Raw genomic sequence first — 9,139 nt, forward strand, 5'->3', positions numbered from 1 at the left:
CGTACCAGAGCAGATTCTCGGCGCGTCCAGCGCCAACGACGCCGATCCCCAGGAAACGCATGAATGGCTTGACGCCCTGCAGGGCGTCCTCGCCGCTGAAGGCCCCGCGCGCGCCGCGTTCCTGATCGACAAGCAGATCGAATACGCACGCGTGAACGGCGTGACCCAGCCGTTCCACGCCGAAACGCAGTACATCAACACGATCCCGGTCGACCAGCAGGCCCGCATCCCCGGCGACCAGGACGTCGAGCACCGCATCCGCTCGTACACCCGCTGGAACGCCATGGCGATGGTGCTGCGCGCCAACAAGCACACCAACGTCGGCGGCCATATCTCCTCGTTTGCTTCTGCTGCGACCCTGTATGACGTCGGCTACAACCACTTCTGGCGCGCCCCGTCCGAACAGAGCGGTGGCGACCTGGTCTTCGTGCAGGGCCACTCGGCTCCGGGCGTGTACTCGCGCGCCTTCCTGCTGGGCCGCCTGACCCAGGACCAGCTCGACAACTTCCGCCAGGAAGTCGACGGCAAGGGCATCTCGTCCTACCCGCACCCGTGGCTGATGCCGGACTTCTGGCAGTTCCCGACCGTGTCGATGGGCCTGGGCCCGATCATGGCCATCTACCAGGCCCGCTTCATGAAGTACCTGGACAGCCCGGCCTGGCCAAGGCCGGCGATCGCAAGGTCTGGGCCTTCCTGGGTGACGGCGAGACCGACGAGCCGGAATCGCTGGGCGCGATCGGCATGGCCGGCCGCGAAAAACTCGACAACCTGGTCTTTGTCATCAACTGCAACCTGCAGCGCCTGGACGGCCCGGTGCGCGGCAACGGCAAGATCATCCAGGAGCTGGAATCCGAGTTCCGCGGTGCCGGCTGGAACGTGATCAAGGTGGTGTGGGGCAGCAAGTGGGATTCGCTGCTGGCGCGCGACACCAAGGGCCTGCTGATGAAGCGCATGATGGAATGCGTCGACGGCGAGTACCAGACGATGAAGGCCAAGGACGGCGCCTATGTCCGCGAGCACTTCTTCAACACGCCTGAGCTGAAGGCGATGGTGGCCGACTGGTCCGACGACGACATCTGGCGCCTGAACCGCGGCGGCCACGATCCACAAGATCTACGCCGCCTACAAGGCCGCAGCGAGCACAAGGGCCAGCCCACGCTGATCCTGGCCAAGACCATCAAGGGCTATGGCATGGGCGACGCCGGCCAGGCCATGAACGTGGCCACCAGCAGAAGAAATGCCGGTGGACGCGATCCGCAAGTTCCGCGACCAGTTCAATATCCCCGTTGCCGACGACCAGCTGGAAGAGGTGCCGTACATCACCTTCCCGGAAGGTTCGAAGGAACTGGAGTACATGCGCCAGGCTCGCCTGAACCTGGGCGGCTACCTGCCGGCCGCCGCCAGAAGGCCGAAGCCCTGCCGGTCCCGCAGCTGGCCGCGTTCGAGGCGCTGCTGAAGGCCACCGGCGGGCGCGAAGTGTCCACCACCATGGCCTTCGTGCGTATCCTGAACACCCTGCTGAAAGACAAGCAGATCGGCAAACACGTGGTGCCCATCGTGCCGGACGAGTCGCGCACCTTCGGCATGGAAGGCCTGTTCCGCCAGGTCGGCATCTGGAACCAGGAAGGCCAGAAGTACGTGCCGGAAGACCATGACCAGCTGATGTTCTACAAGGAATCGCAGACAGGCCAGGTGCTGCAGGAAGGCATCAACGAAGCCGGCGCCATGTGCGACTGGATCGCCGCCACGTCGTACTCGACACACGGCGTGCAGATGATCCCGTTCTACATCTACTACTCGATGTTCGGCATCCAGCGTATCGGCGACCTGTGCTGGGCCGCTGCCGACATGCGCTCGCGCGGCTTCCTGCTGGGCGGCACCGCCGGCCGCACCACGCTGAACGGTGAAGGCCTGCAGCACGAAGACGGCCACTCACACGTGTTCCACGCCGCGATTCCGAACTGCATCTCGTACGACCCGACTTTCCAGTACGAACTGGCGGTGATCATGCAGGACGGCCTGCGCCGCATGTACGCCGAACAGGAAGACATCTACTACTACCTGACGGTGATGAACGAGAACTACGAGCATCCGGAAATGCCGGCTGGCGTAGAGCAGGACATCGTCAAGGGCATGTACCAGTTCCGCAAGGGCGTCGAGAAAGCAACGCGCCGCGCGTGCAGCTGCTGGGCTCGGGCACGATCTTCCGCGAAGTGATCGCCGCCGCCGAACTGCTGAAGAAGGCTGGGCGTCGAGTCGGACCTGTGGGGCTGCCCGAGCTTCACCGAGCTGGCCCGCGAAGGCCAGGCCACCGAGCGCTACAACCTGCTGCACCCGACCGAGACCCCGCGCGAGTCGTTCGTCGCGCAGAAGCTGAAGTCGGCCGCGGTCCGGTGATCGCTCGACCGACTACGTGCGCGCCTTTGCCGAACAGATCCGTCCGTTCGTGCCGCGCCGCTACGTGGTGCTGGGCGACGGCTTCGGCCGCTCGGACACCCGCGAGAAGCTGCGCCACTTCTTTGAAGTGGACCGCCACTGGGTCGCTGGCCGCTCAAGGCGCTGGCCGACGAAGGCGCGATCGGCCGCGACAAGGTGGCCGAGGCCATCAAGAAGTACAACCTCGACCCGAGCAAGCCTAACCCGATGTCGGTCTGACCCGGCAGCCTGCACCAACCCCCGCAGTACGGCGACCCGTGCCGCGGGCGCCCGGCCCAGTGCCGGACGGCGCCTTGCGGCACGGCGGCGTGACAGAAGCGGGCGGCGAAGGTAATCTCGCCGCTTGCGGACGTCGCGCGCGCCGGCCTGCCAGGAGACACTGAATGAGTCAAGCGATTGAAATCAAGGTGCCGGATATCGGCGACTATGACGCCGTTCCCGTCATTGAAGTGCATGTGAAACCCGGAGACAGCATCGACGCGGAAGACGCGCTGGTGACGCTGGAGTCGGACAAGGCCACCATGGACGTGCCCTCGCCGCAGGGCGGCGTGGTCAAGGATGTCCGCATCAAGGTGGGCGACAACGTGTCCGAAGGCTCGGTGCTGGTGATGCTGGAGCCGGCCGGCCAGGGCGCCGCAGCGCCGGCTGCCGCTCCGGCCCCGGCCGCAGCAGCGCCGGCCCGGCGCCTGCCGCCGCAGCCCCCGCACCGGCTCCGGCCCCGGCCGCAGCGCCCGCCGGCGGTGGCGGCACCATCGAAGTGAAGGTGCCCGATATCGGCGATTACGACGCCGTGCCGGTCATCGAAGTCCACGTCAAGGCGGGCGACACCATCAGCGCCGAAGACGCGGTGGTGACGTTGGAATCCGACAAGGCCACCATGGGACGTGCCCTCGCCGCAGGGCGGCGTGGTCAAGGAAGTCAAGGTCAAGGTCGGCGACAACGTGTCCGAAGGCACGCTGCTGGCTGATCCTGGAAGGCGCCGCCGCGCTGCCGCTCCGGCACCGGCCGCCGCTGCACGGCCCCCGCGGCCGCCGCTGCACCGGCACCGGCTGCGGCCCTCGCCGCTGCCCGGCGCCTGCCGCAGCCCGGCTGCCGCGCCGGCACAGGCTGGCGTCACCGGCAAGGCCGCCCACGCCAGCCCTCGGTGCGCAAGTTCGCGCGCGAACTGGGCGTCGACGTGACGCGCGTGCCGGGCACCGGTCCCAAAGGCCGCATCACCCAGGAAGACGTGCAGCAGTACGTCAAGGGCGTGATGACCGGCCAGGCCCGCCGCGCCGGCCCAGGCTGCCGCGGCTGGCGGCGGTGGTGGCGAGCTTGGCCTGCTGCCGTGGCCGAAGGTCGATTTCACCCGCTTCGCGAGGTGGAAAGCAAGGCCCTGTCGCGCATCAAGAAGATCTCGGGTGCCAACCTGCACCGCAACTGGGTCATGATTCCGCACGTCACCAACCATGACGAAGCGGACATCACCGATCTGGAAGCCTTCCGCGTCCAGCTGAACAAGGAAAACGAGAAGGCCGGCATCAAGGTAACGATGCTCGCGTTCATGATCAAGGCCACCCGTGGCGGCGCTGAAGAAGTTCCCGAACTTCAACGCTTCGCTGGACGGCGACAACCTGGTGCTGAAGAAGTACTTCAACATCGGCTTCGCCGCTGACACCCCGAACGGCCTGGTCGTCCGGTGATCAAGGACGCCGACAAGAAGGGCGTGTTCGAGATCAGCCAGGAAATGGGCGAGCTGGCCAAGCTGGCGCGCGACGGCAAGCTCAAGCCCGACCAGATGCAGGGCGGCTGCTTCTCGATCTCGTCGCTGGGCGGCATCGGCGGCACGTATTTCACGCCGATCATCAATGCGCCGGAAGTCGCGATCATGGGCGTGTGCAAGTCGTTCCAGAAGCCGGTGTGGGACGGCAAGCAATTGCCCCGCGCCTGACGCTGCCGCTGTCGCTGTCGTGGGACCACCGCGTCATCGACGGTGCCGAGGCGGCGCGCTTCAACACGTACTTCGCGCAACTGCTGGCCGACTTCCGCCGCATCCTGCTGTAAAGCGGCTGCTTAAAAATGATTCTGGCGTCGTTGCGCGGCCTTGCCGTACCACTTGTACTGTCTGCGGCCGCGCGCCTAGCCAGAACCGCTTCGCTTCATTTTGAAGCAGCCGCAACGCACACCGGCTTTGCCGGTGCGCGAAAAGGCTGGCGCCTGAGTCGAATAGGAGGAGCGAGCCATGACTACTTGTGTTGTCGTACGGAAGGGCGCCGAGGTGGCGATCGCGGCGGACGCGCTGGTCACCTTCGGCGATACGCGCCTGTCGCGCGCCTACGAGCGCAACCAGAAGGTATTCCCGGTGGGCGATGGCTTTATCGCGCTGGCCGGGACCACCGCGCACTTCCCGGTCATGCGCACGCTGCTGGCGGGCCTGGGCGAGGAGTGCCGGCTGGGCTCGCGCGACGACGTGTTCCGCACCTTCCTGAAGGTGCACGACAAGCTGAAGTCGGATTACTTCGTCAACACCAAGGAAGACGATGACGATCCGTACGAGTCGTCGCAGATCGTCTGCCTGATTGCCAATCCGGCCGGCATCTTCGGCGTCTACTCGTACCGCGAGGTGTTTTCGTTCGACCGCTTCTGGGGCATCGGCTCGGGCCGCAACTACGCGCTGGGCGCGATGCATGCGGTGTATGACCGGCCGGACCTGGATGCGGGCGAGATCGCGCGCATCGGCGTCGATGCGGGCGTGGAGTTCGACAAGAGTTCGGCCGGGCCGATCGAGGTCCACACCGTGCGGTTGCACGAGGGCGGCACCACGGCAGCAGCAGCCGAGGATGCGGCAGAGACGGCGCCGGAAGACGAGGCGGCGGCAGACCACGCGGCAGAAGACAACCCGGCAACCAACAACGACGGCGCGCCCTGAAGCCAGATGGCTGGCGCGCATTGAGGAGCAAAGCATGAGTGTGATCGAAGTCAAGGTGCCGGATATCGGCGATTTCGACGCGGTGGAAGTGATCGAGGTACTGGTCAAGGCCGGCGATACGGTCGAGATGGAACAGTCCCTGATCGTGCTGGAGTCCGACAAGGCGAGCATGGACGTGCCGTCGTCGGCCACCGGCAAGGTGGTGGAGGTCAAGGTCAAGGTGGGCGACAAGGTCGGCCAGGGCGCGGTGATCTGCACCGTCGAAGCCCAGCAGGCCGCGGCCGCACCGGCGCCGGCGCAAGCCCGGCTCCGGCGCAGGCGCCCGCACCGGCCGCAGCGGCCGCAGCGGCCCGGCCCGGCACCCACGGCAGCCACCCACGGCGGCGGCGCCGACATCCAGTGCGAGATGCTGGTACTGGGCGCCGGCCCCGGCGGCTACTCGGCCGCCTTCCGCGCCGCCGACCTGGGCATCAATACGGTGCTGGTGGAGCGCTACAGCACGCTCGGCGGCGTCTGCCTGAACGTCGGCTGCATCCCGTCCAAGGCACTGCTGCACAACGCCGCGGTGATCGACGAAGCCAAGGCGCTGGCCGCCCACGGCATCCTGTTCGGCGAAGCCAAGATCGACCTGGACGGCCTGCGCCACTACAAGAACCAGGTGGTCGGCAAGCTGACCGGCGGCCTGGCCGGCATGGCCAAGGCACGCAAGGTGCAGGTGGTGCGCGGCATCGGCAACTTCCTCGACCCGCATCATCTCGAGGTCGAGCTGACCGAAGGCGAGGGCAAGCGCAGCACCGGCAAGAAGACCGTGATCCGCTTCGAGAAGGCCATCATCGCCGCCGGCAGCCAGGCGGTGAAGCTGCCCTTTATCCCGGAAGACCCGCGCATCGTCGACTCGACGGCGCGCTGGAACTGCCCGAGGTCCCCAACAAGATGCTGGTCATCGGCGGCGGCATTATCGGCCTCGAAATGGCCACGGTGTACAGCACGCTGGGTGCCGAAATCGATGTCGTGGAAATGCTCGACGGCCTGATGACCGGTGCCGACCGCGACCTGGTCAAGGTCTGGGAAAAGAAGAACAAGGACCGCTTCGGCAAGGTCATGCTGAAGACCAAGACGGTCGGCGTGGAAGCCAAGCCGGATGGCATCTACGTCAGGTTTGAAGGCGAGCAGGCCCCGGCTGAGCCAGTGCGCTACGACCTGGTGCTGGTGTCGGTGGGCCGCGCGCCCAACGGCAAGCGCATCAGCGCCGAGAAAGCGGGTGTGGCTGTGACCGACCGTGGCTTTATCAATGTCGACAAGCAGATGCGCACCAACGTGCCGCATATCTTCGCGATCGGCGACATCGTCGGCCAGCCGATGCTGGCGCACAAGGCGGTGCACGAAGCCACGTTGCAGCCGAAGCCGCGCACGGCGAGAAGGCATACTTCGACGCGAAGCAGATCCCGTCGGTGGCCTTCACCGATCCGGAAGTGGCCTGGGCCGGCCTGACCGAGGACGAGTGCAAGGCGCAGGGCATCAAGTACAGCAAGAGCGTGTTCCCCTGGGCCGCTTCGGGCCGCGCCATCGCCAACGGTCGGGACGAGGGCTTTACCAAGCTGATCTTCGATGAGGAAACCCATCGCGTGATCGGTGGCGGTATCGTTGGCACGCATGCGGGCGACCTGATCAGCGAAGTCTGCCTGGCCGTTGAGATGGGCGCGGATGCGGTGGATATTGGCAAGACGATTCACCCGCATCCGACGTTGGGCGAGTCGATTGGCATGGCGGCCGAGATTTACGAAGGTACGTGTACTGACGTGCCGCCGCCGCGGAAGCGTTAACGGTTTGGAACCGTAGCAGGAAGCCCACCTCGATGGTGGGCTTCTTTTTGGCTGATTGTGCAATTAACCGCCGACGCGTTCGTCCGACCACGAATACGGGCGGGCTGGCAGGACGGGGCGGTTCAGGGTCGTTTTCGGGCCGTGCTCGGATCCGAGCTGCGCGGCCACGTGGCGGCCGTCAGGGCAAAAAATTGGCTTCGGCCGGAGGGCGGGATGGGGATGTGCTTTTGCGCTGCGGCATGCTGCGGCATGCATGCCGTCGAGCATCGACCAAACTGCATGCCGCAGGCCAAAAGCACATCCTCCCAAACCAGAATCCAAAAAAAACCCGACCTAAAGAGGTCGGGCTTAACGATACCTTTGGACAAGGAAACCGCGGTACCGAGGAGACATCGGCAGAAAAGGCAGCGCCGGTTCACTCAGTCGGGACACCACCTTCATCGTTGGCAAAACACACCGTCATTCTTGACCGCAATCCGATGTGCTTTGCCAACGGACCGGCCGGAGCCGGTCCATCTTCAACCCTTGCAGCTATCAGGCAGCAGTGGTCTTCTTCACCGGAGCCGTGGCCGTGCGGGCCGTGGCGCTGGCTTGCTGGGCAGCCTTGGTGGCAGCCGTCGCCGCAGCCTGGAAGTTGGTCTCAGCGATTTCGACCGCTTGCTTGGTCGCCTTCTGCACCGACTCGTAGGCGTTGTTGGCGGCGGAGATCGCCGACTTCACGATGGCCACGGTCGATTCCGAACCGGCCGGGGCGTTCTTGGCGAAGTTTTCGACCAGAGCCTGGACGTTCTTCGAGCCTTCGGCCAGTTGGGCCTCGGCCACCTTGGCGAATTCGCTCTGGGTTTCCGAAGCGATTTCGTACAGGTGACGGGTGTAGGCCAGGGTCTTTTCGGCGACCGGCTGCACGGCTGCGGCCTGGATGGCCAGCAGTTCTTGTGCGTCCTTGGCCGACAGGGCCTTCTTGGCGTTGTCGACGTTCTCGGCGAACGAGGTCTTGACGACCTGCAGGTTCAGCTCGACGAGCTTTTCGACGCCTTCGAACGCCTTGGTGGTCAGGCCGAACAGCGTTTCGAGGTTAGCCTTTTGCGCTGCCGCGACTTGTTCCGGGGTAAGGATCATTGCTGGTCTCCAGTGGTGAACTTCAAGGTCAAGCAAAATTAAGCCGCCTAGATGTCAGGGCCGTGACGGTGTTGTTTCCCGTGTCGGCCAGCCCAGGCGTGTGGGTGGGTCAGGACGCATCCGTTAGGTTTGGTGCGCCGCAACAATTCCCATTCTAGTGTAGCGTTCTGTTCTTGATGGAACCTATATGAATTCGGCGTCTCCAATGCTCTACTGCGACCACAACGTGGAGAGAGCGAGTGCGAGTTGCCCCCGAGATCATGTTGACCGACGAGGAGCGAACCAAGTTGACGAGGCTGGTTCGGTCAAAGCTCACGAGCGTGAGGCTGGCGCAGCGCGCGCGCATCGTGCTGCTGGCCGCCAACGGAATGCAGAACAAGGACATCGCCGAGCAGTTGGGAATCGGACGCGTGCAGGTGTCGCGTTGGCGTGAGCGGTATGCACAATCGGGGCTGGCCGGTATCGAACGCGACTTGCCGCGCGGTGCGCCGCCGGTGAAGGTGGACACGGCGCGGCTGGTGGAACTGACCACGCAAAGCAAGCCCGAAGCAGCCACGCACTGGAGCACGCGCAAGATGGCCGCCGAGTTGGGCGTGAGCGCCAGCACCGTCATGCGCCATTGGCACGCCCACGGGTTGAAGCCGCACATCGTGCGCGGCTTCAAGGTCTCGCGCGATCCGAAGTTCGTCGAGAAGCTTGAAGACATCGTTGGCCTCTACATGTCGCCGCCCGAGCACGCGCTGGTGCTGTGCTGCGATGAGAAGAGCCAGGTGCAGGCGCTGGATCGCACGCAGCCCGGCTTGCCGTTGAAGAAGGGGCGTGCGGCCACCATGACGCATGACTACAAGCGCAA

Annotated in this window: 3 protein-coding genes and 3 pseudogenes; 5 read left to right on the forward strand and 1 reads right to left on the reverse strand. The window is 65.2% G+C overall.

The window, feature by feature from the left end:
- The 4 genes and pseudogenes from aceE to lpdA form a co-directional block, all read left to right on the forward strand.
- Nucleotides 1-2,655, forward strand: a pseudogene (gene aceE / locus K307_RS43980) (pyruvate dehydrogenase (acetyl-transferring), homodimeric type); the annotation flags it as partial.
- A 164-nt stretch (nt 2,656-2,819) separates the two neighbouring features.
- A pseudogene (gene aceF / locus K307_RS43985) lies at nt 2,820-4,479 on the forward strand (dihydrolipoyllysine-residue acetyltransferase).
- A 178-nt stretch (nt 4,480-4,657) separates the two neighbouring features.
- A complete protein-coding gene (locus tag K307_RS43990; RefSeq protein WP_042885043.1) occupies nt 4,658-5,344 on the forward strand; it encodes an MFS transporter in 687 nt (228 codons plus the stop codon).
- 34 nt (nt 5,345-5,378) lie between these two features.
- A pseudogene (gene lpdA, locus K307_RS43995) lies at nt 5,379-7,167 on the forward strand (dihydrolipoyl dehydrogenase).
- A 534-nt stretch (nt 7,168-7,701) separates the two neighbouring features.
- Here lpdA and phaP1 read toward each other — a convergent pair.
- Nucleotides 7,702-8,286, reverse strand: a complete 585-nt coding sequence (gene phaP1, locus K307_RS44000; RefSeq protein WP_042885047.1) for a TIGR01841 family phasin PhaP1 — start codon at nt 8,284-8,286, stop codon at nt 7,702-7,704.
- Nucleotides 8,287-8,525: 239 nt separating this feature from the next.
- Here phaP1 and K307_RS48385 point away from each other — a divergent pair.
- On the forward strand, nt 8,526-9,139 hold a 614-nt coding region (locus K307_RS48385), incomplete at its 3' end, for an IS630 family transposase (RefSeq protein WP_042888175.1).

The sequence above is a fragment of the Cupriavidus necator A5-1 genome, from assembly GCF_000744095.1.
In the GTDB taxonomy this organism is placed as follows: domain Bacteria; phylum Pseudomonadota; class Gammaproteobacteria; order Burkholderiales; family Burkholderiaceae; genus Cupriavidus; species Cupriavidus necator_A.